Raw genomic sequence first — 25261 nt, forward strand, 5'->3', positions numbered from 1 at the left:
CTTTTGTTGTACTGCAAATCTAATCAGCCTTCTTGCCATACTTATCACTAAACTTCCTGTAAAGTTGTTTGTGTAAATTATCCAGGCTGATATTTCTGCCCTGTATAAATGCCGATGTCACGTTCAGTGTGATCATATCCAAAGCATCACCTTCTGAAATAAACAGGTTAGCATCCTTACCTGTTTCCAGGGTCCCCGTGGTTTTATCAATTCCCAGTATCCTGGCGTTATTAATAGTGATCATGCTTAGCGCCTGTTCTTTGGTTAAACCGTACCCAACCGCCTGTCCTGCCTCAAAAGGCAAATTGCGCTGGCGCCAGAAACCTATGCCTGTTAAACCGTATAACACTCCGGCGTCCTGCAATATTTTAGGTAGTTTATAAGGCAAATAAACATCGTCTTCATCGCGTGCCGGTAAGGTTTGCGTCTCTTTAATGATAACAGGAACGTTGTTTTGCCTAAGCAGATTAGTCACAAGGTATGATTCCTTACCTCCTACTATAACTGCCTGCATACCTAACTTATTGGCAAAGGTCACCGCTTCAATGATCTCCTTTGCACCGTCAACATTTACAAACAATTTCTTGGTGCCTTTAAACAGGCCTTTCATGGCTTCAAAACGCAAATTAATAACATCCGGTTTTGCTTCAGCGTAAGCCTTCGCCTCTGTAAATAAATTATTCAGGGCATCAAGCGCTTTTAATCTTGCCTCATCCGGTGATTCAGCTCCCGGAAGAGCTGCCACCGGCCCTCTTCTGCGTGCGGGCCTGATAACCGGCCAGTTTAGATGTACCGCAACATCGGTTTTATATGCGGCGTCCTCCCAGTTCCAGGCATCCAGTTGTACTACCGATGACTGGCCCGACAATAAACCCCCTTCGGGCGTTGGCTGTGCCAGTAATATCCCATTTGAGCGGACAGTCGGGATTACCTTCGAGTCGGTATTATAAGCGATCAATGAACGGACGTTGGGATTGAGTTCCCCGGTTTCCTCGGCATCAACCGTACCTTTAGCGCCTTCTTCTACCTCAATCAATCCAAGGGTGGTCACCGGGCATATAAACCCAGGGTACACCTGTTTTCCGGTTGCATCTATGATCTCTGCTCCGCTGGTATTTGGTGAATTGCCCTCGCCAATAGCCGTTATTTTTCCCTTTTCAAAGGTGATATAACCGTTGTTTATTACCCTTCCGTCGCCTATATGAATAGTGGCGCCTGTTATGGTTATCGGTTTTGATTGTGGTTTGGCAGGCGATATCGTAGCCTGTGCATAGGTAAGGACCGTGCTTAGCAATAATCCTCCAAAAATTAATATCTTTTTCATTCGGCTGGTCTATTTATGGTTAAGCATTCCGTTATAACTATCCGCAACTACATAGGCGTCATCTTCTATCGTATCACAATCATAGGCGGGGCGGCGTCCCCCGCCCGTTGGCCGTTGTGTCGCAGCGCCTTTGTTTTTTGCTTCCAGCATTTTTTGGATAATACGGCCCTCGTCAGCTTTTAATTCTTTTTGTTTGGCAGCATCTTTTTCGTAATCCCAATAAGGAATCCCGTCGACATATGTTTTTTCGGCAACGGCGTAAATTGATAACGGATCGGCCGACCAAAGCACTAAATCAGCGTCTTTACCCGGTTTAAGGCTACCTACTTTATTATCAACGTGCAGCATTTTTGCGGGATTAAGTGTTACCAGCTTTAGGGCCTCTTCTTCGCTCATATGGCCATAAGTAACAGCTTTGCCCGCTTCCTGGTTAAGCCTGCGTGCCATCTCCTCATCATCCGAGTTAAAGGCGGTCACAACGCCCATTTCATTCATGATCTTTCCATTGTAAGGGATGGCTTCCCCAACCTCACTTTTATAGGCCCACCAGTCAGAAAAAGTAGAGCCGGCTATGTTGTGCGCCTTCATTTTATCAGCCACTTTATAACCCTCCAGGATGTGTGTGAAAGTGTTAATATGAAAACCCATTGAATCGGCTACGTGTATCAGCATGTTTATTTCTGATTGTACATAAGAGTGGCAGGTGATGAATCTTTTATTATCCAATATCTCCACCAATGCATCTAACTCCAGATCACGACGAACATGATTGCCTTTTACAGCACGGGCTGCCTTATATTCTTTGGCGCGGGTAAAGGCGTCAACATAAACCTGCTCTACCCCCATCCTGCTTTGCGGAAACCGGGTATTTGGCCCGGGTTGTATATTGAAATTACTTTGTTTTACATTTTCCCCCAAGGCAAATTTGATAAAGCCGTCAGCACCTTCAAATTTCATTTGATCCGGCAATACGCCCCAGCGGTGTTTGATCAGCATCGTTTGCCCCCCTACCGGATTGGCCGAGCCATGCAGGATATGCGAGGTAGTAACCCCGCCCGCCAACTGGCGATACAGATTAATATCTTCCGAATCCAGCACATCACCGATCCTGACTTCTGATGTTACCGCCTGGGTACCTTCATTTATACCGCCGCTGGCAGCAATATGCGAGTGTTCATCAACAATACCTGCAGTAATGTGCTTGCCTGTTGCGTCAATAACTTTTGCATTGCCGGCAGCCAGGTTTTTACCTATTGCTTTGATCTTGCCGTTCTCAATTAAAACATCAGTATTTTTAAGTATGCCGTCCTTTTCGTTTGTCCAAACGGTAGCGTTTTTAAATAGCACAGTCTCGGCCTTCGGCAACTCTGTATTGCCAAAAGCAGTAAACGGATAAACTACCGGGCCTGCCGTTAAATTTGGTTTTGATTCATCAGGGCGGTTAGCCGCCGGAACCGGGCCTGAATAAACAGCCGACCAATTGGTTGACGTACCATCAGGCAGCACAGCGCTGCCACTTAAGGTTATTGGTGATGTGGCTGAGATATACCCGCTTAAACGGATTGTTCCGGCAGGATTATTTTTCAGGTCGAAATAAAGACTCACCCCATCGCCAGTGCGGGTAAATGTTCCGCGGGTGCGAACGCTGTCTGTACCGCTGCGCTGTACACTAAGTTCATAAGCTCCCGGGTTACCGCTAACACGTAAGGTGATACCGGCCAAACCATCGCCTGATAATTTATAGCTGCCGGCCAGGTTGATCGCGCTTACCCGGCTGACGATATATTGGCGCCCTTCAATCCAGTTCTCGTAGATTACATTTTCTTTTTTAAATAAGCCGCCGGAGGTAATTATGAAGTTGGCCATTTTACCCTTAGCTAACGTCCCCACTTTATCACTCACACCCAGTATTTGAGCGGGTATCTCTGTTAAAGACTGCAGCGCCTGCGCCTCGCTTAATCCATGATCAATAGCTATGCGCAGATTAGTCCAAAAATCGCGCGGGTTATTTAACCCATACGAGGTAATGGCAAAAGGGATACCTGCCTTTTCCATCATCGCCGGGTTATTTGGGGCAAGTTCCCAATCCTTTAATTGCTCATAAGTGATTTTGCGTGCCTGCAACGGGTCCTCTACATCAAAAGCATCCGGAAAAGTAAGCGGAATAATAAAGCTGCTTCCGGTTGCTTTCATCGCATCTATGCGGCGGTATTCATCGCCGTCTGTTTTGAAAATGTATTTCTTTCCAAATTCCTTAGCAATTTTATCGGCCCGTAATACACTTAAGGGATCGGTCGCCTCGAATATCTGTGGTAAGGATTGTGTCCGATTGAATTCGGCTAACGAGATGTTATATTCTTCCTTTTGCGAACTGTACCATTGCCCGTCTAAATAAGTTTGACGAAGCAAAGCTATACTACCCATCAGTGAGGACGGATAGTTGGTCGCCGCTGTACCCTTATTGAAAGAGTAATTAGCTGCTGCATCCTCGCTCAGTATTACCAGGTTATCGCGTTCATCGCCCAGCGTAGCAACTACTGATGTGCCGCGCGCGATGCCGTCATGTATTAGTGATTGCACACTACCAAAGCCATTCTTTTTAAAAGCTTCGGCTTTAGCGGCGTCAACGTGGAAAATTGATTTGACATTCATCTCCGGCCTGATGGCTTCGTTCCAGCCATAAGCACCCTGTTTGGTCGACAGCGGTGTCACCGTACGGGTAAAAGTTAAGGCCTGCCGCGGCGCATCTGGTAAACCATAGCTGGTGTAGGCATCTATCAGCCCGGGATAGATATATTTCCCTTCCAGATCTACCACTACATAGCCTTTGGGGACAGGCATGCCTGTCCCGACAGCTTCTATTACCCGGTCTTTAACTAATAAAGTACCATTACTGATAGTTTGCCGGGAGTTTACAACGATAGTTGCGTTGGTGAATGCATATAATCCGGGCCGGATATCCTGCACCCCGTTTACGGGGAAGGTTTGCTGCGCCCTGGCAAAATTGCAAAGGAGCGTGGCGAAACCATAAAGTAAGAGTCTCTTCATGTTTTCTAATTATGAGTCAGTTAGTTCTCCGAATATAATTGTAAAAAATCACGTTTTTATGAGGTAACAAAAATATTAGACAAAAAAAAGACCCTCTCCATACCGGAAAGGGTCCCTTTTATATCTGTAAAATACGATTATTTTACTGCGTCAACTATCGCTTTAAATGCATCAGGATGATTCATTGCTAAATCAGCCAATACTTTACGATTTAAACCAATTTCACTTTTGATTAATTTACCCATCAATTGTGAGTAAGAAATTCCGTGCTGACGGGCACCAGCGTTGATACGTTGGATCCATAAAGCTCTGAATTCTCTTTTCTTGGTTTTACGGTCACGGTAAGCGTATTGTAAACCTTTTTCTACTGTGTTTTTAGCAACGGTATAAACCTTGCTTCTTGAACCCCAATAACCTTTGGCGAGGTTCATGATCCTTTTTCTGCGTCTTCTCGACGCTACGGCGTTAACTGAACGTGGCATGTTGTTTGTTTTTTGGTAGTAGGTGCCTTTTTAAGGACTTTAATACACTAATACCTGGTTAAAAATTAATTAATTACTTACCGATGCAAAGCATACGTTTAACGTTACCCATATCAGCTTTTGAAACTAAACTGGTGTGAGTTAAGTTACGCTTGCGTTTGGTAGACATCTTGGTTAAGATGTGGCTTTTGAAAGCGTTCTTTCTTGCAATTTTACCGGTTCCAGTAAGCTTAAAACGCTTTTTTGCACTGGAATTGGTTTTCATTTTTGGCATAACTATTTATTTAGATTGAGATATGAGATTTGAGATGGGAGATTCATTTCCCGCCATCTGCCTCACGGCCCGTTTATTAATTCATTTTCGTTATCAGCTACTTCTTTGCTCCTTTTGAGGCAACGGTTAAAAACATCCGTTTTCCTTCCAGCTTTGGTAGTTGCTCTACCTTGCCTACTTCTTCCAAAGCTTGCGCAAACCGCAGTAACAATATTTCGCCCTGCTCTTTGTAAACAATTGCACGGCCCTTAAAGTGTACGTAAGCTCTAACCTTTTCTCCAGCTTCTAAAAACTTCGTGGCATGCTTTAATTTAAATTCAAAGTCATGGTCATCGGTATTAGGCCCAAAACGGATCTCTTTAATAACCGTTTGCTTGGCATTACTCTTAATCTCTTTCAGCTTCTTCTTTTGCTCGTAAATGAACTTGTTATAGTCCGTTACTTTACAAACCGGCGGAACCGCGTTCGGAGATATCTCAACCAGGTCTAATTCCTGCTCTTCGGCTATTGCCAAAGCATCTCTTAGAGAAAAAATACCCTGTTCTACATTGTCGCCTACTAAACGTACTTCTGTAGCCCTGATAAATTGATTAATGTTGTGTTCAGCTTCTTTTTTCTTGAAAGGAAGCCTTGGTCCTCTGTTGAAGGGTTTGTTTAATGCCAAGTTATACCGTTATTTCTTTAATTATTTGTTGTTTAAATTCTTCTATACTCATACTTCCCAAATCACCCTGACCATGTTTACGAACCGAAACTACATTTTCAGCTTCTTCTTTTTCGCCCACTATCAGCATGTACGGGATCTTTTTAACTTCAGCGTCGCGTATTTTGCGCCCGATCTTTTCATCCCTAAAGTCAATCAGCCCGCAAATATCGGAATTCTTTAACTCATCTGAAAGTTTTTTTGCATATTCTTCATATTTTTCAGAGATAGGCAGGATAATAAATTGCTCGGGCGACAACCATAACGGAAAATTACCGGCGCAATGTTCAATCAAAACCGCCACAAAGCGCTCTAACGAGCCAAACGGCGCACGGTGAATCATTACCGGGCGATGCTTCATATTATCACTTCCGGTGTATTCTAATTCAAAACGCTCAGGCAGGTTATAATCAACCTGTATGGTGCCCAGTTGCCATTTACGGCCCAGCGCATCTTTCACCATAAAGTCGAGCTTGGGGCCGTAAAATGCAGCTTCACCCAATTCAACTACAGTTTTTAAACCTTTTTCTTCTGCAGCTTCAATAATAGCCGATTCGGCAAGCGCCCAGTTTTCGTCGCTGCCAATGTATTTCGCTTTATTTTCCGGATCGCGAAGCGATACCTGCGCAGTATAATCTTCAAAGCCTAAGGCTTTAAAAACATAAAGCACCAGGTCAATCACCTTCATAAACTCTTCCTTCACCTGATCCGGGCGGCAAAACAGGTGGGCATCATCCTGCGTGAAGCCACGCACCCGGGTTAAGCCGTGCAGCTCGCCGCTTTGCTCATAACGGTACACGGTTCCAAACTCAGCTAACCTTACCGGAAGATCTTTGTATGAGCGTGGTTTGGTTTTATAGATCTCGCAATGGTGCGGGCAGTTCATCGGTTTTAAGAAGAACTCCTCTCCTTCCTGCGGCGTTTTTATCGGCTGGAAGGAATCGGCACCATATTTTTCATAGTGACCGGATGTTACATATAAATTTTTATGGCCGATATGCGGGGTAATTACCTGCTCATAGCCTGCTTTTTGCTGGGCCTTCTGCAAAAAATTAACCAGTTTTTCGCGCAGAGCGGTGCCCTTGGGTAACCATAGCGGCAGGCCCATCCCCACTTTTTCCGAGAAAGCAAACAACTCCAGTTCTTTACCCAGTTTGCGGTGATCCCGTTTTTTGGCTTCCTCGAGCAAGTGCAGATAGTCTGTTAACTCACTTGCTTTAGGGAAAGTGACGCCATAAATGCGGGTTAGCTGCTTACGGCTTTCGTCGCCGCGCCAGTAGGCACCCGCAACGCTCATCAGCTTAACTGCTTTTATAAAGCCGGTATTAGGAATATGCGGGCCACGGCAAAGATCAGTAAAGTTGCCCTGGGTGTAAAAAGTAATGGCGCCATCAGGCAGGTCTTTTAACAGGTCAAGCTTGTATTCATCATCCTTCTCGGTGAAATAGGCAATAGCATCCGCCTTTGAAACAGGTTTACGAACAAATTCTTCCTTTGTCTTAGCCAGTTCAATTATTTTATCTTCAATCTTTTTGAATTCTTCTGATGAAAATTCGCGGTCGCCAAAGTCAACATCATAATAAAAGCCTGTTTCAATAGCCGGGCCTATACCAAATTTGGTACCCGGATAAAGCGCTTCCAAAGCCTCGGCCATTAAGTGGGCGGATGAATGCCAAAAGGTTGATTTACCTTTAGCATCATTCCAGGTTAACAGTTTTACGCTTGAATCTTTTTCAATAGCGCGGCTTGCATCCCAAACTTCGCCGTCAACTTCGGCACCTAATACGTTACGGGCTAAACCTTCGGAGATAGACAATGCTATCTGCATGGCAGTGATCCCTTTGTCATACTGACGAACGGACCCATCGGGTAGTGTAATATTAATCATCTACAACTATGATTTTAAAGTTTATAAAATTACGTTTTTTGATCACCTACGTGCGTGATCTTTTATTTGAGGTGCGAAAATACGATAATTTTGGAACTATTGAAGGATAGAAATACTATTTCAACCTGGTCTGGTAATGATCCCTTACATGCTGGTTAATGTAAGTGGTTAGTCCCGTTCCTTTTTTAGCCAGGGTCTTCATTTCCGCGATAGCCGCCGGGCCGGCACTTTGGTTGGTGTAAATATATACTGATCCGTCTCTGAATTTTACGCGAATGTTATCCTCGCCGGTTTCATAAGCAACAACACCGGTATCATGACTGGCCGCCTGATATTTTTTCATAAATAAAGTGCAGCAAAATAGTTGCCAAATTACAACCCTACAGAAGAGCATTTTTAAAAACTTTAGCTATTTTAGCAATTTAACCAATCAACCACCTATTTAACTTATGAATTTAAGAAAGCTGCTAACCCTGCTGATCTGTGCAGGATTTTCATCGGCGACATTTGCGCAAAGCTGGGAACTTAAAAAGGCACCGCTAATGAGCAAATTTGCCAAAGATGTAAACCCAGCCAATGTATTGCCCGAATATCCGCGCCCGCAACTGGTACGTAAAGAATGGCTCAACCTGAACGGGTTATGGCAATATCAACCCGGAGCCGCCGGCGACGCATTACCTGCCGGTAAACTGGATAAGACCATCTTGGTACCTTTTCCTGTTGAGTCGGCGCTATCCGGGGTTAAGGAGCATCATGACCGCCTTTGGTACCGCCGCACTTTCACCGTACCGACAGCCTGGAAGGGCAAGCGTGTGGTCATTCACTTCGGCGCGGTTGATTTTGAATCGCAGGTATTTGTAAATGGTAAAAGTGTAGGTGTCCACAGAGGCGGCTATGATCCGTTTAGCTATGATATCACACCGGCCTTAACAGCAACCGGCAAGCAAGAACTTACGGTACGTGTCTGGGATCCTACAGACGAGGGCGGCTTTCCGCGTGGCAAGCAAACTTTAAAACCACAGGGCATTATGTACACCTCGGTTACCGGGATCTGGCAAACTGTTTGGCTGGAGCCAGTGGCAAAACTGGCTATCAGGGATATTAAGATCGTTCCGGATGTTGACAGGTCTTCGGTGAGGCTAACTGTGTTTTCATCGGGCAATGCCAGGGGTGCTACAGTTGCCGTAAAAGTAAAAGACGGTAATAACGTGGTAACCACTGTTTCTATAAAGCCAAACGTTGAAACCAGTATTAAAGTAGACAACGCCAAACTGTGGTCGCCTGACAGCCCGTTTCTTTATAATCTGGACATCGCCCTCAATAAAGACGGCGCAAATACCGATGCTGTAACCAGTTATTTCGGTATGCGCAAGATTTCTGTCGAAGATGAAGGCGGTTTCAAAAAACTTTACCTGAATAATAAGTTTCTGTTTCAGCTTGGCCCGCTTGATCAGGGATTCTGGCCGGATGGCGGCTACACCGCCCCTACTGATGAAGCCCTGAAGTATGATCTGGAAATGATCAAAAAATTTGGCTATAACATGGTGCGCAAACACATTAAATATGAGCCCTACCGCTGGTATTACTGGGCAGATAAACTGGGTATAATGGTTTGGCAGGATATGCCATCGCCTAACTCTTATACTGAGCATACGCCGCCGGTTGACACCGCAGAGTTCAGGTCCGAATTAAACCGGTTGATCAGAACACACTGGAACTCGCCAAGTATCGTGACCTGGGTGATATTTAACGAGGCACAGGCGCAGCATAATACAGCCGGACTGGTTAATATGGTTCATAAGCTTGATCCATCGCGTTTAATCAACCAGGCCAGCGGCGGCGACCATTTTGGTGTGGGCGATTTCCTGGATATCCACAGCTATCCGCCACCGGCGGTGCCGTTTAGCACCAAACAGGTTTTGGCCTGCGGCGAGTATGGCGGTATCGGTTATATCATTCCAAATCATACCTGGAAGGTTGGCGATACCTATATCATGATCAACAATAAAAAAGAGTATACCGACCTGTACGATAAATATGCTGATGACCTGACCCTTTACAAAACCAACATGGGCCTGAGCGCGGCGGTTTATACAGAAATAACCGATGTTGAAGTAGAGCTGAACGGCCTGATGACCTATGACCGCGAGGTGATTAAAGGCGGTGTTGATAAGATCTACGCCTCAAATTACAAGGTTATCCATGATAATGTTTATATCAGGGAGGTGTTGCCATCATCCCAAAAAGACGCGCGAACCTGGAAGTATACTACCGATGCCCCGCAGGATGGCTGGTTCCAGACCTCATTTAATGATGCATCATGGAAATCAGGACCGGCCGGTTTTGGTACCCGCGGCACGCCCGGCGGCAATATCAAAACTATCTGGAATACCGACGATATCTGGATGCGCCAGGAGTTTACCCTGGGCGACCTCCCGGCTGCCGAAAAAGACAAACTGGCTTTATACATCCATCATGATGAGGATTGCGAAGTTTACATCAACGGCGTTAAGGCCGCCACTATCAGCGGCTATTCATCTGCTTATACTATGGTTCCGATGAATGCCGAGGGCAAAGCCGCGATCAAAACGAACGGTAAAAACATCATCGCCATCCACTGTAAACAAACACGAGGCGGGCAATACATTGATGCCGGCTTATCTATATTGAGCAGCACCAAGTTATAATAAAATCTTTTTTAAAAGTAAAGCGGATGACCTGATGGTTATCCGCTTTTTTTATGTTCAGGTGATCCACAAAAATGTGGATCACTTGGATCACCTATTTTATTTAATTTATTGAAAATGAATATTTTAAGTAAAACGGTGGATCACTTTGGATCACCTGCAATGCTTTAGATAAAACCACTTAAATTGCTGTATATTAATAAGTTAAATACTTTTCACGCAAATCCTTTAAAACAGGGTGGATCATTTGGTAGTGCGATTTTTAGAGAACCGGATTACTTAGCCAGAAGGTTTTGGTTAACAGAATTTATCAGATCGGCGACCAGCTTATTTAAACTTACCAAAGCCTTTTTTGAAAGTTTTTTATTGAACGGCACCGGGTTTAAAGTTCCCCTTGGATATTTCTTGCCCAATACATGATTTACCAGATCTTCGGCAGTGAAATAAGTGCGTGGCAGTTCAGGTTCTTCCTGGTAGCCTATTATAATATCTGATATGTTAATGCTGTAAATGTCATTTGCTGAATTTATTTCAATGGTCTTACCTACCCTGCTGGTAACATCCATATGCAAAGGGCCTTTAAATGACAATACATCCCAGCCCGAGCCGGTTAAGCGGCCGTTAGACGCGTCCTGTACGTTTACGCTGTCAAGGTTGTTATACCGTTTTTCAAACCATTCCCGCGCGTTGGTAAAAAGTAAAGACCGCGATTTACCCGGTACTTTAAAGGTTTTTTGATAAACCACTTTGCCATTAGTAAAAGGGAGTTTTAGCCCGACAGTGTCTTTATTTTGAGCGTATGCGATGTTAGCGAACAATATGGTCGCCATAATGATCAGGTTCCTCATAATGAATAAAAGAGCTATATATAATATCGTGTTAGTTGTACGGCTGTTATATAATTGATTGGTAACTAAATATACTAAAATATAAAACACAATAACAACATGAAAATAATCAGCAGATCATCACGGTAGCAATATTAAAAATCATCGTTATCATTCATGGTTTCATTGATCGAGCCCATCAAATTATCAACCAATATATTTAAATTTTGAAGCGCCTTTTTTGATTGATTTTTATTGAAAGGGTTAAGACTGCTAACCGTGGCAACATTCTCTTTTTTCCCCAGTACCGCGTTCATTAACTGCTCCGCGGTTATAAAGTCTTCAGTTTATTAGCGTCTTCAATTTCTATAACAACATTAGATACGCGTGCGCGATATCTACCATCTCTGCTATCTATCTGGATAGTCATAGTTACATGGTAAGTTAATTCCATCCCCAACAATCCTCCTTTAAATGTCAATATGTCGGTGCCATTGCCAACTACACGGGCAATAACCTCATCCTGGATTTGAATGTTGTTGAAATTTTTAAAACGCTTAACAAACCATAACTCCGCGTAGCTGTAAAGAACTGCAGCGGGTCTACCCGGAGCGTTAAAAACTTTTTGATATACTACCTGGCCATTAATAAAGGGTGTGTTTAAGCCCACCGTATCTTTTTGTAAATACCAATACGATAAGATCTTTCATGGTGATAGTTTAGGTAAAAAAATAAAGCTAGTTGCGCCTGTTTGACAATCTGCGGCAGGCAAAGTTTAGAGCGATAAAAAATAATTACCGGCTATATTTCACACATTTCCCCAGCCATGCGCTAACACATCGGCTAAATGCATGCATTTTATGGGTAGTTTATTTTTGTCGATATAACCTTGCAAATGAAGCAAACACGATGCGTCTGTCGAGATGATGTACTCTGCACCTACCGACAAGGCGTTATCAACCTTCTGCTGCGCCATAGCGCTTGATATGGCGTCGAACTTAACAGCAAACGTTCCGCCAAATCCGCAGCAGGTATCGCCCTGCGGCAGATCAATTAATTCAAGACCCAATACTTTTGACAATAACTGGCGGGGCTCTGCCTTGATATGGCATTCGCGCAAACCGGCGCAACTATCGTGGTATACGGCACGGCCTTCCAACTCGGCCCCAAAATAATCAAACTGAAGGATGTTAACCAGGAAGTCTGACAGCTCATAGATATTACCCTGGATGGCCCTGCATTTGTTGTGCACTACGGTATTGGTAAACAGGTCATTATAATAATTTTTAACCATGCCTGTACAAGATGCCGACGGCGTTACAATTACGCTGTCTTCCGAAAATCCGTTTAAAAATTTACTTCCGACAACTTTGGCCTCATCCCAGAAACCTGCATTGAAAGCAGGCTGACCGCAACAGGTCTGTTCGGGGTTATAGTCAACCGTACAACCGGCCTTTTCTAAAATTTTTACAGTATTAAAAGCGGTATCGGGATATAGCTGATCTATAAAACAAGGAATAAACAGTTCGGTCTTCATGGGGCGCTAATTTCAGAAAAAGTAATGAGTTTTAGGTGATGAGTTTAACATTTAAGCGTGATTTTTTGAAAGAATCTTTACTTCCTGCCGGTGCAGGGAAAGTAACAGCGCCAGCCCGACTAAAAAGAAGATGCAAAGCATCAAAGCCGAATAACGCATGTTGCCCGTAAGCTCTTCAATAAAGCCAAAACTGAACATGCCGCCAACTATGGCCAGCTTTTCAGTAACGTCATAAAAGCTGAAGAAAGATGCCGTATCCGGGATGTCCTGCGGCAGATATTTAGAATAAGTTGATCTTGAAAGCGATTGTATCCCTCCCATTATCAGTCCGACAACCCCTGCTAAAATATAAAATTGAAATGCGGTAGTTGTAAAATAGGCGCCGATACAAGCCAGGATCCAAACAGATACCACCGCGGCCAATACCCTTACATTCCCGTAGCTTTCAGACAGTTTTGACATTAAGTTGGCGCCGGCAATGGCTACCAGTTGTATAATCAGGATGACGGTAATTAAGTTGGCGGTAGGTAAATTTAATATCTTGGCGCCAAAACTTGCTGCAACCAACATAATGGTTTGTACCCCCATCGAGTAAAAAAAGAATGCCGGCAGATAGCGCTTAAGCAGCGGCATTTTTTTAACCTGCTGCCAAACCTTGCCTAATTCAATAAAACCGCCTTTTATAATATTTTTATGATGGGTCTGCGCGTTTGGCGAGCCCTTGGGCAGCACCGTAAACGGAATGTAGGCAAAACCCAGCCACCACACCCCCACCAGTAAAAATGACAGCTGCGCGGCGCTTGCAGCCGTTAAGCCAAATACTTTTGGGAACAGCACAAATACAAAACAAATGATCTGCAGTATCACGCTGCCTATATAGCCGTAGGTAAACCCTTTGGCGCTCACTTTATCCTGCATATCAAGCGTGGCAATTTCAGGCAGGTAGGAATTATAGAACACAAAGCCGCCGGTATAGCCGATAGCCGCCAACCCGAAACAGATCATGCCGAATTCTAAACTGCTCAGCTTAAAAAAGAACAGGCAGGCGCATGATAATGCCCCCAGCCAGGTAAAGCACTTCATAAATATTTTTTTGTTGCCCTGGTAATCGGCTATGGATGTTAATATGGGTAAAAGCAGCGCGACGATCAGGTAAGCGGTGGCCAGCGCATAGTCTGACAATGCCGTGTTAACAAAGCTTTTACCAAAAAACATCACCCGGTCGCCGTTAGCTTTATTGGCGGTAATGGCCACGTAATAAGCCGGGAAAATGGTAGAGGTGATCACCAGGTTATAAGCCGAATTGGCCCAGTCAAACATGGCCCAGGCGCGGATGGTTTTCTGATTGTTTTTGATCTGCATTATGTAGTTTCCGTTATAGGGCCTATCGGCAAGTTTTTAACTTTCTTTTCAGCTGCGAATAATGCGATCAATAAAACCAATCCAACCACAAAGAAGCAATCCAATGCTAATGCCGAGTTGCGCATGGTACTGGTATGATCTTCCACATAGGCAAAAACAGCAAGGCCCACAACGATAGAAAGTTTTTCGGTAGCATCATAAAAGCTAAAATATGACGCGGTATCCGGTATGTTCTCGGGCAGTAATTTGGCATAGGTAGAACGTGATAAAGACTGCACGCCGCCCATTACTATCCCAACTGCAAAAGCAGCTACATAAAATTGATTTTGATTGGATATATAGTAAACACTCAAACAGGTTATAGTCCAAAAAATAACTAAAACAATTAGAGCCTTTGTATTGCCATATTTGTTTGATGCCAGGGACGTAAGCCACGCGCCTATTATAGCTACCACCTGTATAATAAGGATAATGGCAATTAAATCGTCATCCTTCATGTGCAATTCTTTTGCGGCAAATTCGGCAGCAACCAGCATAATAGTCTGCACACCTACTGAGTAAAAGAAAAACGCAGGCAAAAATCGTTTAACCAACGGCATAGTTTTGATTTTGCCGAACACTTTTGCCAACTCTTTAAACCCTCCGGTAATTACATTGAATTTATGAGATCCGGCATTCGGTTCACCTTTTGGCAGTATTTTAAAAGGAATTATAGCAAATCCTATCCACCATAAAAAAACAATGATAAACGAAATCCGTGCACCCATATCTTCGGTGATCCCAAATGAATCGTGGAACAATACCCCGACCAGACAAACCAATTGTACCACAATACTACCGGCAAATCCATAGATAAAACCCTTGGCGCTTACATCATTCTGCTTGTCTAATGTGGCTATTTGCGGCAGGTACGAGTTATAGAAAACAAATCCTCCGCAATACCCTATGGTAGCTAAACCAAAACAGATCATCCCAAACTCTATCGGCCCGCCTTCTTTCAAAAAAAATAAACCGGCACAGGCTAAAGCCCCCACCCAGGTAAATAGCTGCAAGTAAATTTTTTTAGCTCCGCGATAATCGGCTATAGACGTTAATATGGGCAATAAAAGCACGATGAGCAGGTAGGATGCCGCTAAAATGTAATTCTGCAATACGGTATTTACAAACTTATGCCCAAAAAAGCTAACTATGTTTTTACCATAAATGGTGTTGGCTGTAATACCTACATAATAAGCGGGAAAAATGGTGGAGGTGATCACCATGTTATAGGATTGGTTGGCCCAGTCGAACATGCACCATGCCCAAATGGTTTTCTTGTCGTTTTTTTCTTTCATTGCGATTGCTAAAAGTATATAATTTTTAGCAATCAGGAAAAAGCAGCGACCTGGTTATTTGTCTGCGTATAGCTACGTTAAGGTATTATTTTTGTTATAAATTAATGTAATTGCAGCTTAACCAATCAAACATGGACAGAAAAAGCAAGCTACCGAAACTCTCCGGCCCGGAAGGGCAAATCCGTGAAGCACTGAATGCGCACTGGCACGCGTCGGCAATCGGTGATATAAACGCGGAACATGATATTTATGATGACGATGCCATCTGTGATTACCCCCAGTCGGGCGAGCGGGTACTGGGGCGAAGCAATTTGCAGGCCTTACGGAGCCATCATCCGGGTAAACCATCAGGCTTCAATGTCAGGCGCATTCTGGGGGAAGGCGATCTCTGGATTACAGAATATATAATCACTTACCAGGGGCGGCCAGCATACACCGTAAGCATTATGGAGTTCCGCAACGCTAAGGTCGTACACGAAACACAGTATTTCGCCGATCCCTTCGGGGCGCCGGCCTGGCGAAGTCAATGGGTTCAGCAAATCGGGTGATGCCCCTTTCGTTATTTTAAACAAAAATCCCCTATAATGTTATACAGGGGATTTTTATATGTGTGAACGAAAAGTTAATTAACCTGGCGATACCGGCCGCTTACAAATAATCCTTTGAAACCATCCATTTTAAAATTCTTCCCAATGCGATTTCATTCCGGTCTGATGGTGTTGAAGCCAATATTATCTTCTCTTTTGTAGGGATACGCACTACCTGTCTTTGATTGTCTTTTACGGTATATACTTCAAAGTTCTGTGCATTGTTGCCGCCTGTAAAACTTATTTTTACCACGGTCAGGCCGTTGGGCAAGCTAAATTCATAGCTGTCAATATCAGCGTTTGCACTCACGTCCTTAAAACGTCCTATCAATTTTTGGTTCTGTTCAATCGACTTGTCTTCTTTCAACAATATCGGCCAGCCCCTGTCGCGACCTACCACCGTATAATCAGCAGCAACCGGAGGGTTCATGCTTTTGTAGGCAATAAATTCGGTTACCTTTCCGGCATCAAGGTCATCATTAGCTATGATGTTGGCAGCACCAATAAGCTTCACGAACGATTTTTCGGCACCTAACCTTGATATCGGGAAAACGGCCACCTGGTTCGCAGTCAAAAATGTAAAGCGATAATAAAAAAATGAATTGTCACCATTAGGCGGTACAAAATCTGTTGCCAGCACGGCAATGATCAGTTTTTTGCCTGATAGTGAATAAAGTTCAAAATTGCTGGTAAGGCCAAAATTTGTTTTGATCCTGTTAACCCTTGCCAGGTCATTGCCGTCCATGTTAATCACATTGTTTTTATATTCTATCTTTTGTGCAATAGCATGACCGACAATGATCACTGCAATAAACAGCATTGCTAATTTTTTCATTTGATTTGTTTGATTTTAGTTTGATAAAGGTATAAGGTTTCTAATTGCTTGATTTCAGGGAAATTAAGATCAGATTATATCCGTGGGTTAAACGTTTCCGGGATTTCCAGGTTACAATCTTTACACAATTATACGATTAAAACAGTAAATCACCTGCTTTAAAATTAGCATTTCAAATCCATTGGCTGATTTGTTTGGACATGTCATGCCCGCTAGCTCACTGCCGGCATAAAAATGTTCATTCGGACCGCAAACTATTCACGGGGTTTACTATCGCCGCCTTTACCGCGTGATAGCTGATCGTAATAACAGCCACCATAACGGCAAGCAGCCCTGCCCCGGCAAACATCCACCATTGAATAGAGATGCGGTATGCAAATCCCTGCAGCCAGTTATGCATCACGTACCAGGCTATGGGCGAAGCGATGAGAACGGAAAGGAATACCAGCTTCAGGAAATCTTTTGAAAGGAGACCGTTAATCGACGATATACTTGCTCCGAGTACTTTTCTTATACCTATTTCCCTGGTGCGTTGCTCAATAGTAAACGCTGCCAGGCCGAATAGTCCCATGCCTGCCAGTACGATAGTGATAACCGTAAAGATGCTGAATATGGAGGCCAGCCGGTCTTCAGCTTTGTACCGGGCATTAAAGGCATCGTCCATAAATGTGTAATCGAATGGCGTATCGGCGTCATGCTTTTTATAGATTTTTTGTATTGCCCCAAGCAATGTTGGCAAATTAGTATGGGGTTTTATTTTCGCAAAAAGGTATGATCCTCCCAGGGTTTTCCAATATTTCGCAGTGTCAGGAAGGATCCAAAGGCCTATAGGTTCAATCGGATCTTCAAGGGAGCTAAAGTTGAAATTTTTAACAACACCTGCCACCTCAATATTTTTGGGGCTTGATTTAATATAACTGCCAACCGGGTTCAACGGCAACTGCAGTTTTTCAACAGCAAGCTCATTGAGCACAACCTTATTTCCCGTGCTCAAATTGTCATGGGCCAACGGCGGATATTTCCATTTAAGCCCGAGTAACCGGAAAAAATCTTTGTCGACAACAAGCGAAGGAAGCAATACTGTTTCGTCTTTGGTTTTACCGGGTATCCCGAACCTGTCGATATAACTAAACATGCCGTATCGTGACGTTGCTGTGGTGCTGACAGCCGCTAATGACCTGATTTCACGGTTAAAACCAGCATAATTTTTAAAATTAGGGCCAACAGGGATCATTACAACATTCTCACGATCGACACCAATATCTGTGTGTCTGAAAAAGTAAAGCTGCCTGTCTATAATAATTCCGCAAATGATCAACGCAACGGATATCGTGAATTGCAGGGTCGTAAATATTTTTCGGATCATAACGCCGCCCGATTGTTTACCCATTTTACCTTTGAGTGTGACAACAGGTTTAAAAGCTGACAGCACCAGCGAAGGGTAGCTGCCAGAGATTACCACAGTAACCAGTAATAATAGGAATAGCAGGCACAGGATCAGGGGGCTGTAAAGGAATGAATCATCTATTTTTAGTTGAACGACATTAAAAAATAGCGGTTTAAATACGTAACACAGTATGTACCCTAACAGGAAAGATATAGCTGTTAAAACAGCCGATTCGATATAGAATTGCAGGGCAACGCTCTTGCGGCTCGCCCCAGATATTTTACGCACTCCTATCTCTTTCGCTCTCACCGTGGCTCTGGCGGTAGACAAACTCATGTAATTAACCAGGGCAAGCGATAAGATCAATAAGGCCACTAAGGGGAATATAGTGAGGTATTTCAAGTTAGCTTCGTCCCGCGATCTGCTATTCAAATGCTGATCAACAATGGGTAGCGCTGAATATATCGTTTTGGCATGATCCTTTTCGTGGATAAAAAGAGATTTAAGGCCCCGTGCCACTGCCACAGTATCAGAACGGTGTTTTAATAACAAGTAGACATCAAAATTACCACCGCCCAATTTTTGATCTCCTAAATAAGGTTTAGCCTCTTTTGTTGCTGCGAAACCTGATAGGGATGCTACAAACTTGTATTGAATGGACGAATTAGAGGGGCAATTCTCTGACACTCCTGTAATCAGGTAGGTATGCGCGCTATCGGTTTTAATAGTAAGCATTTGTCCTACCGGATCTTCATCACCAAAATATTTTTTAGCAATATCCTTTGATATTACCACCGAAAATGGTCTTGACAAAACCTGCGAGGACCGTCCGGAAAGCAGCTTAAACGAAAAGAAATTAAAAAAGCCCGCATCAGCAAATAATAGTTTGTCTTCGGTAAATTTCCTTTCAGGCAGTTTAGGGTTACTTATCACCACTGCCGGCCCGAAATAATTCATCGTACGCATGTAATCCTCCACAACCGGGAGCGATTGTTTTAGGATAGGACCGGATACGTAGGTCATTGGATTCAGGTCACTCGACGGACCATCCGTTATAACGCGCCCTTTTGGCTTAAATATCCTGTCGGCATTTTTATGAAAACGGTCATAGCTATGCTCATGTGATACATAGATCATGATCAGCATACAAACAGATAATCCGACGGCCAGGCCTGATATATTAATCAGGCTGAAAAGCCTTTGGCGTACCAAATTACGCCAGGCCATTTTGAAATAGTTTCTAAACATAATGCTGTGGTTTAATTTCTTAGAAAACCACTTCGGTGTGGTTTCATGATTCGAAATTACCGCCGAAAACCGGGCGCTGCGTCCCAGTTTATAAACTGGGAACTCTTTTTTCAGATCGTTTTTATATTCCGCCGGGCTTTTGCCGGTCATTTCTTTAAAAATACGGTTAAAGGTGCTTTTTGAATTGAAGCCGGAATCGTAAGCAATGCCCAGTAAAGTGATATGGTCATATCTGGCGTCCTGCATTTTCTCAATTACTGCGGCAACGCGATATTCGCTGATGAAATCAGGGAAGTTTTTTTTCAGCGCCGTGTTAATGATCCGGGATAGCTCATGAGGGGTCAGGTCAAGCTTGCCGGCCAGCGAGTTCAAATTGAGTTCCGGGTCATGGTAATACGGGTTGGCCTTCATGACTTGCTTCAGCCAGGTACCTTTTTGCCTCAGTTCGGTGGGGAGCAAGGGTTTTATAAATGCGGGCGTTTCAACCGGCGCGCCAGCCAATGCCCTTACATAAGCTGCGGCCGATATCCAGATCACCATCCCTGCCAAAAGGAGGTATAACGGATAATAAGCGTGTATGCCTAGCCGGTAATGATAACCAAAATAATCAATGGCTGTATAAGGTATCCATAATAGCCACAACAAACCGAAACTCCTCAGTAAGCGGTCTAGCCACACCAATTCGTATCGGTACCGGTCACCACCGCTAAATTTTAGTCGTTTGTAAAAGCGCTCAATCAAACTGTAAGACAGGCAGAGGTACGCGCATACCGAAATAAAGGTTAGCAACTGCAACACCGGGTTCAGTTGCTGAAAAATCGATGTATCATAAGTTGCTGCTCCCGTTTTTATGCTTTCTTCTATCTCCGGTACCAACGCGCCGGTTTGCAGTAGTAACGGACTGAAATGCACGAGGTGCAGGAACCTGAATTTCAGCTCCGGCCGGGTTATTTTAAGCACATAAAAATAAATCAACGGACCAAGCGCCAGCGAAAATTGCAGCGGCAGCCAGCTCCAATGGGCAAAATAAGCTCCAAGATCAATGTCCCTGCCCAGCACCCAAAGTAGCCATAGCACTATCGTAGCCAGGGCCAAACTCAAAAAGCGGTTTGCAGCGCGTTTGTCCCCTTTGGTAAATCCCAACTGCAAAGCAAAAGTCAGCCCGATAAATATCGCTCCCATGAATGCCAGGTCATAAACGTTGATATGTAATGTAAAGGCGTTCAAATCGGTTTTAGTACTTCAATCCTTGTTCCAAATCGGTATCTTACTGATATCAAGCAAACTTAAGTTTATTTGATATATTTTATGTAACAATAGCGGACAGTAGACGTACGGCTTTGAGTTGCGCATTTCATATACCCGGTTCAACGATTATCTTATCCCAAAATATTTTGACATATTTTAATAGAAACAAAATGGATACCCCAAAAAATTAAACTTTTTTATATACTGTCATTTTCATGGCTCATCATACATTTTATTCATAGGCGATCATACACATTCACTGTTCTGGCAATTAAACCAAAATCTTTGATAAGGGCGTATTTCGCATCTTTCCTAACACCGGGAGTGATAATAGTGTCACTCCGCACGATCTTAACACCAGGTAGAATTGACACTCCCTTTTGGCTACAATTATCAGACAATTGGCTACACCTGTTTTTGAAATTGTGCTGAACTTTGTATTAACAAAACCCAACGGCAAAAATGAAACTAATCGCGATCGAAGAACATTTTTTGACAAAAGAAGTCAGAAATGCATGGCAAAAAAATGCCGACAAAGACGACCCGACCCATAAACTCCACTTTGGTGAAATTGAAAATCGTCTGGAAGATATTGGGAATTCACGGCTTCAATTGATGGACGAAACGGGTATAGACGTGCAGGTGCTTTCGCTCACCAGTCCAAGCCTTCATAATTTAGGAAGTGAAAGCATTAGTCTTGCCATTCAAACCAACGATTATGTTGCGGAGATTATAAGGAAAACACCCGACAGGTTCCAGGGATTTGCAGCGTTGCCAATGTTTGCACCGAAAGAGGCCACAAAAGAATTGGAACGTTCTGTAAAAGATATCGGACTGAAAGGTGCAATGTTATGCGGGCGAACCCGGGAGAAAAATTTCGACCACAAAGACTTTTGGGAATTGTTTGAATGTGCGCAAGCACTTGGCGTTCCGTTATTCATTCACCCGCAAATTCCGCAAAAAGCGATCAGGGACATTTATTATTCAGGTTTTGACGAACTAACCGACCTTGCGTTTTCAACCTTTGGGCTGGGCTGGCATTATGAGGCAGGAGTACAATTTGTCCGGTTGGTCTTAGCCGGTGTTTTTGACCGTTTTCCAAATCTTCAGATAATTCTTGGCCATTGGGGCGAGGTGATTTTATTCTATACAGAAAGGTTGGCTTCATTGAACAGAGCCGCTAAACTTGACAAACCTTTTATTGATTATGTGCGCCAAAACCTCTATGTAACCGCAAGCGGAATGTTCAGCCAGGCTTACCTGCAACGTTCAGTTGAAACTATTGGAACAGACCGCATACTTTTTTCTGCCGACTATCCTTATCAATACCGGCAAGGACGAGATGCCCGCAACTTTTTAGAAGCAACAGCGTTAGGCAAGGAAGATAAAGAAAAATTTGCTTTTAAAAACTGGGAACGCTTGACCAATAAATTTGCATAATGGAACAAAGACCGACACGAAGAATAAAAACGATCAGCGAATTTCACCGGTTAAGAGGCTTATCACAACCCGCACACCCGCTGATCAGCGTTGTTGATTATGCGAAAATTCAACGTCCTGTTGATATCAGTGAAACCAATTGGGTATTTAATTTCTACCAGATCTCTATAAAAAGAGGAATGAATGCCAAACTGAGGTACGGACAACAGGAATATGATTTTGACGATGGTGTTGCCTTTTTCGCTTCGCCCAATCAGGTTTTCAGGATTGAACCGGATCCCCATCCTACGACAAAGCGTTCGGGTTGGATATTACTCGTCCACCCTGATTTCCTTTGGAACACATCGCTTGCAAAAACGATCAAACAATATGCGTTTTTTGAATATTCCGTAAATGAAGCTTTATGGCTTTCAAAGAAAGAAGAAGCAACGATCAATAGCATTATTCAAAACATTCAGGAAGAACATCTTTCCAATATAGATAAATTCAGCAAGCAAATTATCGTATCTCAAATTGAAAGTTTGCTTAGCTACTCGGAGCGTTTTTACAATCGTCAGTTCATCACCAGGGAAAAATCCAATCATCAGATTTTAGAACGTTTGGAGAAAGTATTGACTTCCTACTTTGACAGTGATGACCTCGTTTTAAAAGGTTTGCCGAGCGTTGAATACATCGCAGGCGCCCTAAATATATCGACAAAATATTTAAGTGGCCTACTGAAAGTACTGACGGGACAAAGCACACAACAACACATACATGACAAGTTGATTGAAAAAGCCAAGGAAAAATTATCTACCACAAATTTGTCAGTTAGCGAAATTGCTTACGAACTGGGTTTTGAACATTCACAGTCGTTCAGCAAGCTGTTTAAGGCAAAGGCTAAACTTTCGCCGTTGGAATTCAGGGCGTCGTTTAACTGATCAATGCTCACTGATTTTCTTCCTGTGGTTTTGACCCCATAAAATCATTTCTTTGATAACCGGCAATAGGGAATGCATGTAATCAGGCACTCTGTATTCAACTGCAAGCGGTTCTTGATAAACCGTTCTGATGACTAACTTGTTCTCTTCAAGATGTTTTAACTCTTTTGATAAAACTCTGGTTGTAATTAAAGGCAAACTTCGTTGTATATCACGAAAACGATAATTCCCGCTGTGTATTGCCCTCAATATGGGCAGCTTCCATTTACCGCCAACGACAAATAAGGTATCTTGTAAATACCTCATTGCCTGTTCCTCTGTCATTCCTTTCATAATCAAACCTCTTTGGTATCCTTTAGGATATTGATATCAAAAGTACACTGGATTTAGAAATACATTTGCATAAAACAATTATAATAATGGACGAGAACACAGAAATTATTACTGACATTGACGGTAATATTTATCACACAATAGCCATTGGAACCCAAGTATGGATGGCAGAAAACTTAAAGACCACAAAATACAATGATGGTAGTGATATCCCATTGATAACAGATACTGCCGAAGCCTGGTATGAACTGAATTCACCAGGCTATTGCTGGTATAATGATAATGAGGCGAATAAGCAAACTACAGGTGCTTTGTATAACTGGCACGCCGTAAATACTGGTAAACTTGCCCCTAAAGGCTGGCACATGCCAACGGATAAAGAATGGTCAATATTGGCAGAATTTCTTGGTGGCGAAACTGTAGCGGGTGGAAAAATGAAAACAACCGGTACGCAATCTTGGTCGAGCCCAAACACGGGTGCAACAAATTCAAGTGGATTTACGGCTCTATACAGCAGTTTTCGTGGCAAAGGCGGATTTATTCCTTCGAGCAATGGGACTTTATTACTTTGGAGTAGCACAGCGTATGACGATGTGGATGCCTGGGCTTGGTATTTGCGATCAGACAGCGAAGCTTTAGGTAGAAACCATGGTGGAAAGTATCACGGCTTTTCTGTCCGATGCCTGAAAGATTAACAGAGTATATGTATCAGATTAACAGACTCTTATAGCATTACCAAATTTATATAAAAGGCGCCATAAAACATGGTTAACCTTAGCCCGCCGATTACCGAATCATTTTAAAACAAAAAACCCGATCAAATTGACCGGGTTAATGCAGTGCGGAAGAAGGGACTCGAACCCCCACGCCGTGAAGCGCCAGATCCTAAGTCTGGTGCGGCTACCAATTACGCCACTTCCGCAGTTAGGATTTTTAGAGCTGCAAAGATAGATTAAATTGACAGAATATAAAATTACCGGGCAAACTTTTTGCTAAACCCTTTATTGTTTAGCACTTATATTTTCAATTAACTGTTTAAAGTATGCCGGAGCAAGCAATAACCGGCTGCCATACCATGAAAACAATTCGCCGTCCACCAATATTAGGGTTGATTTTGGCAGCAGTTGCTTAAGCTCTTCCAGGTGTTTTTGAGCGAAGGGATAGGGTTCTGATGATAACAGTACTACCGCGGGATCAGCAGCAATCAGCATCGCGGATGTTACTTCGGGATAACGGTCGCCGTCGAAGGCGTTAATCAAGCCACATTTCTGTAACAGATGGTCAATAAAGGTCTGCCTGCCCGCAACCATATAAGGTTTGCGCCAGATCAGGTAAGCAGCTTTTAAGTTAAGCGCCCTGGCCGTAAGCTGGCTAAATTGATATTTGATATCGGTAACCAACAATTGCGCCTGCCCTTCCCTGGCCACTAATGCCCCTACTTTCAGGATCATATCATACGCGCTGGCCAGATCGTTAATATCGCTCACCCAAACCGGGCAAAAACCCGCCAGCTCTTCTATCTGCGATTGGTCGTTTTCTTCTTTATTGGCGATAATAAGATCGGGCCTAAGCTCTTTTATCAATTCAATATTTAGCTGTTTGGTACCGCCCACTTTAACGGTTATATTGAACTTGCCGGCAGGATGAACGCAGAATTTAGTAATGCCGACAACCTCTTTATCCAATCCCAAATAAAATAACAATTCGGTTTGTGACGGCACTACGGAAACTATGCGTTGCGGAATCCCGGGCAATTCTATCTTTCGGTTTAGCTGATCATAGAAAACAGCCATTGCC

22 protein-coding genes and 1 tRNA gene are annotated in these 25261 nt (G+C 43.4%); 5 read left to right on the plus strand and 18 right to left on the minus strand.

Annotated features, from left to right (window positions below; genetic code table 11):
- Positions 1–19: 19 nt before the first annotated feature.
- The 7 genes from LJ658_RS13960 to LJ658_RS13990 form a co-directional block, all read right to left on the minus strand.
- Positions 20–1324 (minus strand): amidohydrolase family protein, encoded by a 1305-nt coding sequence (locus tag LJ658_RS13960; protein WP_230547137.1) that lies wholly within the window; start codon positions 1322–1324, stop codon positions 20–22.
- A 9-nt stretch (positions 1325–1333) separates the two neighbouring features.
- The gene (locus tag LJ658_RS13965) at positions 1334–4372 is read right to left on the minus strand and encodes an amidohydrolase family protein (RefSeq protein ID WP_230547138.1); all 3039 of its coding nucleotides are present in this window, start codon (positions 4370–4372) and stop codon (positions 1334–1336) included.
- A 137-nt stretch (positions 4373–4509) separates the two neighbouring features.
- Positions 4510–4854 (minus strand): 50S ribosomal protein L20, encoded by a 345-nt coding sequence (rplT, locus tag LJ658_RS13970; protein WP_230547139.1) that lies wholly within the window; start codon positions 4852–4854, stop codon positions 4510–4512.
- Positions 4855–4927: 73 nt separating this feature from the next.
- Positions 4928–5128 carry a 50S ribosomal protein L35 gene (rpmI, locus tag LJ658_RS13975; protein ID WP_230547140.1) on the minus strand — a complete coding sequence of 67 codons (201 nt, stop codon included), beginning with the start codon at positions 5126–5128 and terminating at the stop codon, positions 4928–4930.
- Between the two features lie 97 nt (positions 5129–5225).
- Positions 5226–5792: a translation initiation factor IF-3 gene (gene infC, locus LJ658_RS13980; RefSeq protein WP_230547141.1), complete on the minus strand. Its 567-nt coding sequence runs from the start codon at positions 5790–5792 to the stop codon at positions 5226–5228.
- A gap of 1 nt (position 5793) precedes the next feature.
- Positions 5794–7719 carry a threonine--tRNA ligase gene (thrS, locus tag LJ658_RS13985; RefSeq protein ID WP_230547142.1) on the minus strand — a complete coding sequence of 642 codons (1926 nt, stop codon included), beginning with the start codon at positions 7717–7719 and terminating at the stop codon, positions 5794–5796.
- A 115-nt stretch (positions 7720–7834) separates the two neighbouring features.
- Positions 7835–8062 carry a hypothetical protein gene (locus LJ658_RS13990; protein ID WP_230547143.1) on the minus strand — a complete coding sequence of 76 codons (228 nt, stop codon included), beginning with the start codon at positions 8060–8062 and terminating at the stop codon, positions 7835–7837.
- Positions 8063–8168: 106 nt separating this feature from the next.
- Here LJ658_RS13990 and LJ658_RS13995 point away from each other — a divergent pair, with 106 nt between their 5' ends.
- Positions 8169–10406: a glycoside hydrolase family 2 protein gene (locus tag LJ658_RS13995; RefSeq protein WP_230547144.1), complete on the plus strand. Its 2238-nt coding sequence runs from the start codon at positions 8169–8171 to the stop codon at positions 10404–10406.
- Between the two features lie 275 nt (positions 10407–10681).
- Here LJ658_RS13995 and LJ658_RS14000 read toward each other — a convergent pair whose 3' ends face one another.
- From LJ658_RS14000 to LJ658_RS14025, 6 genes are all read right to left on the minus strand, one after another.
- The gene (locus LJ658_RS14000; RefSeq protein WP_230547145.1) at positions 10682–11254 is read right to left on the minus strand and encodes a DUF4468 domain-containing protein; all 573 of its coding nucleotides are present in this window, start codon (positions 11252–11254) and stop codon (positions 10682–10684) included.
- Positions 11255–11388: 134 nt separating this feature from the next.
- Positions 11389–11550, minus strand: a complete 162-nt coding sequence (locus LJ658_RS14005) for a hypothetical protein (RefSeq protein ID WP_230547146.1) — start codon at positions 11548–11550, stop codon at positions 11389–11391.
- Between the two features lie 14 nt (positions 11551–11564).
- On the minus strand, positions 11565–11903 hold the full coding sequence (locus tag LJ658_RS14010) for a DUF4468 domain-containing protein (RefSeq protein ID WP_230547147.1): 339 nt from the start codon (positions 11901–11903) through the stop codon (positions 11565–11567).
- A 138-nt stretch (positions 11904–12041) separates the two neighbouring features.
- Positions 12042–12770, minus strand: coding sequence for a (Fe-S)-binding protein (locus LJ658_RS14015; RefSeq protein ID WP_230547148.1), 729 nt, complete (start codon positions 12768–12770; stop codon positions 12042–12044).
- Between the two features lie 51 nt (positions 12771–12821).
- Positions 12822–14132, minus strand: coding sequence for an MFS transporter (locus LJ658_RS14020; protein WP_230547149.1), 1311 nt, complete (start codon positions 14130–14132; stop codon positions 12822–12824).
- Positions 14132–15466, minus strand: a complete 1335-nt coding sequence (locus LJ658_RS14025; protein WP_230547150.1) for an MFS transporter — start codon at positions 15464–15466, stop codon at positions 14132–14134. The genes LJ658_RS14020 and LJ658_RS14025 overlap by 1 nt, the downstream gene beginning before the upstream one ends.
- Before the next feature lie 131 nt (positions 15467–15597).
- Between LJ658_RS14025 and LJ658_RS14030 the strand changes: the two genes are divergently transcribed.
- Complete coding sequence (locus LJ658_RS14030; protein ID WP_230547151.1) at positions 15598–16014, plus strand: nuclear transport factor 2 family protein; 417 nt, start codon at positions 15598–15600, stop codon at positions 16012–16014.
- A gap of 100 nt (positions 16015–16114) precedes the next feature.
- Here the strand turns inward: LJ658_RS14030 and LJ658_RS14035 are convergent, their stop codons facing one another.
- Both LJ658_RS14035 and LJ658_RS14040 read right to left on the minus strand, forming a co-directional pair.
- A complete protein-coding gene (locus LJ658_RS14035) occupies positions 16115–16888 on the minus strand; it encodes a hypothetical protein (protein WP_230547152.1) in 774 nt (257 codons plus the stop codon).
- 238 nt (positions 16889–17126) lie between these two features.
- Positions 17127–20750, minus strand: coding sequence for an ABC transporter permease (locus LJ658_RS14040; RefSeq protein ID WP_230547153.1), 3624 nt, complete (start codon positions 20748–20750; stop codon positions 17127–17129).
- A gap of 483 nt (positions 20751–21233) precedes the next feature.
- On the opposite strand from LJ658_RS14040, the gene LJ658_RS14045 reads away from it, so the two are divergent.
- Together LJ658_RS14045 and LJ658_RS14050 are read left to right on the plus strand one after the other, a co-directional pair.
- Positions 21234–22211 carry an amidohydrolase family protein gene (locus tag LJ658_RS14045; RefSeq protein WP_230547154.1) on the plus strand — a complete coding sequence of 326 codons (978 nt, stop codon included), beginning with the start codon at positions 21234–21236 and terminating at the stop codon, positions 22209–22211.
- Entirely contained in the window at positions 22211–23131 is a 921-nt protein-coding gene (locus LJ658_RS14050) for an AraC family transcriptional regulator (RefSeq protein WP_230547155.1), read from the plus strand. Before LJ658_RS14045 ends, LJ658_RS14050 begins: the two co-directional genes overlap by 1 nt.
- On the opposite strand, the gene LJ658_RS14055 is transcribed toward LJ658_RS14050, so the two are convergent.
- Complete coding sequence (locus tag LJ658_RS14055; protein WP_230547156.1) at positions 23132–23464, minus strand: helix-turn-helix domain-containing protein; 333 nt, start codon at positions 23462–23464, stop codon at positions 23132–23134.
- Between the two features lie 86 nt (positions 23465–23550).
- Here LJ658_RS14055 and LJ658_RS14060 point away from each other — a divergent pair, with 86 nt between their 5' ends.
- A complete protein-coding gene (locus LJ658_RS14060; protein ID WP_230547157.1) occupies positions 23551–24159 on the plus strand; it encodes a fibrobacter succinogenes major paralogous domain-containing protein in 609 nt (202 codons plus the stop codon).
- 145 nt (positions 24160–24304) lie between these two features.
- Here the strand turns inward: LJ658_RS14060 and LJ658_RS14065 are convergent.
- Together LJ658_RS14065 and LJ658_RS14070 are read right to left on the minus strand one after the other, a co-directional pair.
- Positions 24305–24386 (minus strand) — tRNA-Leu (locus tag LJ658_RS14065).
- 79 nt (positions 24387–24465) lie between these two features.
- Positions 24466–25257, minus strand: a complete 792-nt coding sequence (locus LJ658_RS14070; protein ID WP_230547158.1) for a helical backbone metal receptor — start codon at positions 25255–25257, stop codon at positions 24466–24468.
- Between the last annotated feature and the right edge of the window lie 4 nt (positions 25258–25261).

This window comes from Mucilaginibacter sp. UR6-11, assembly GCF_020880695.1.
In the GTDB taxonomy this organism is placed as follows: domain Bacteria; phylum Bacteroidota; class Bacteroidia; order Sphingobacteriales; family Sphingobacteriaceae; genus Mucilaginibacter.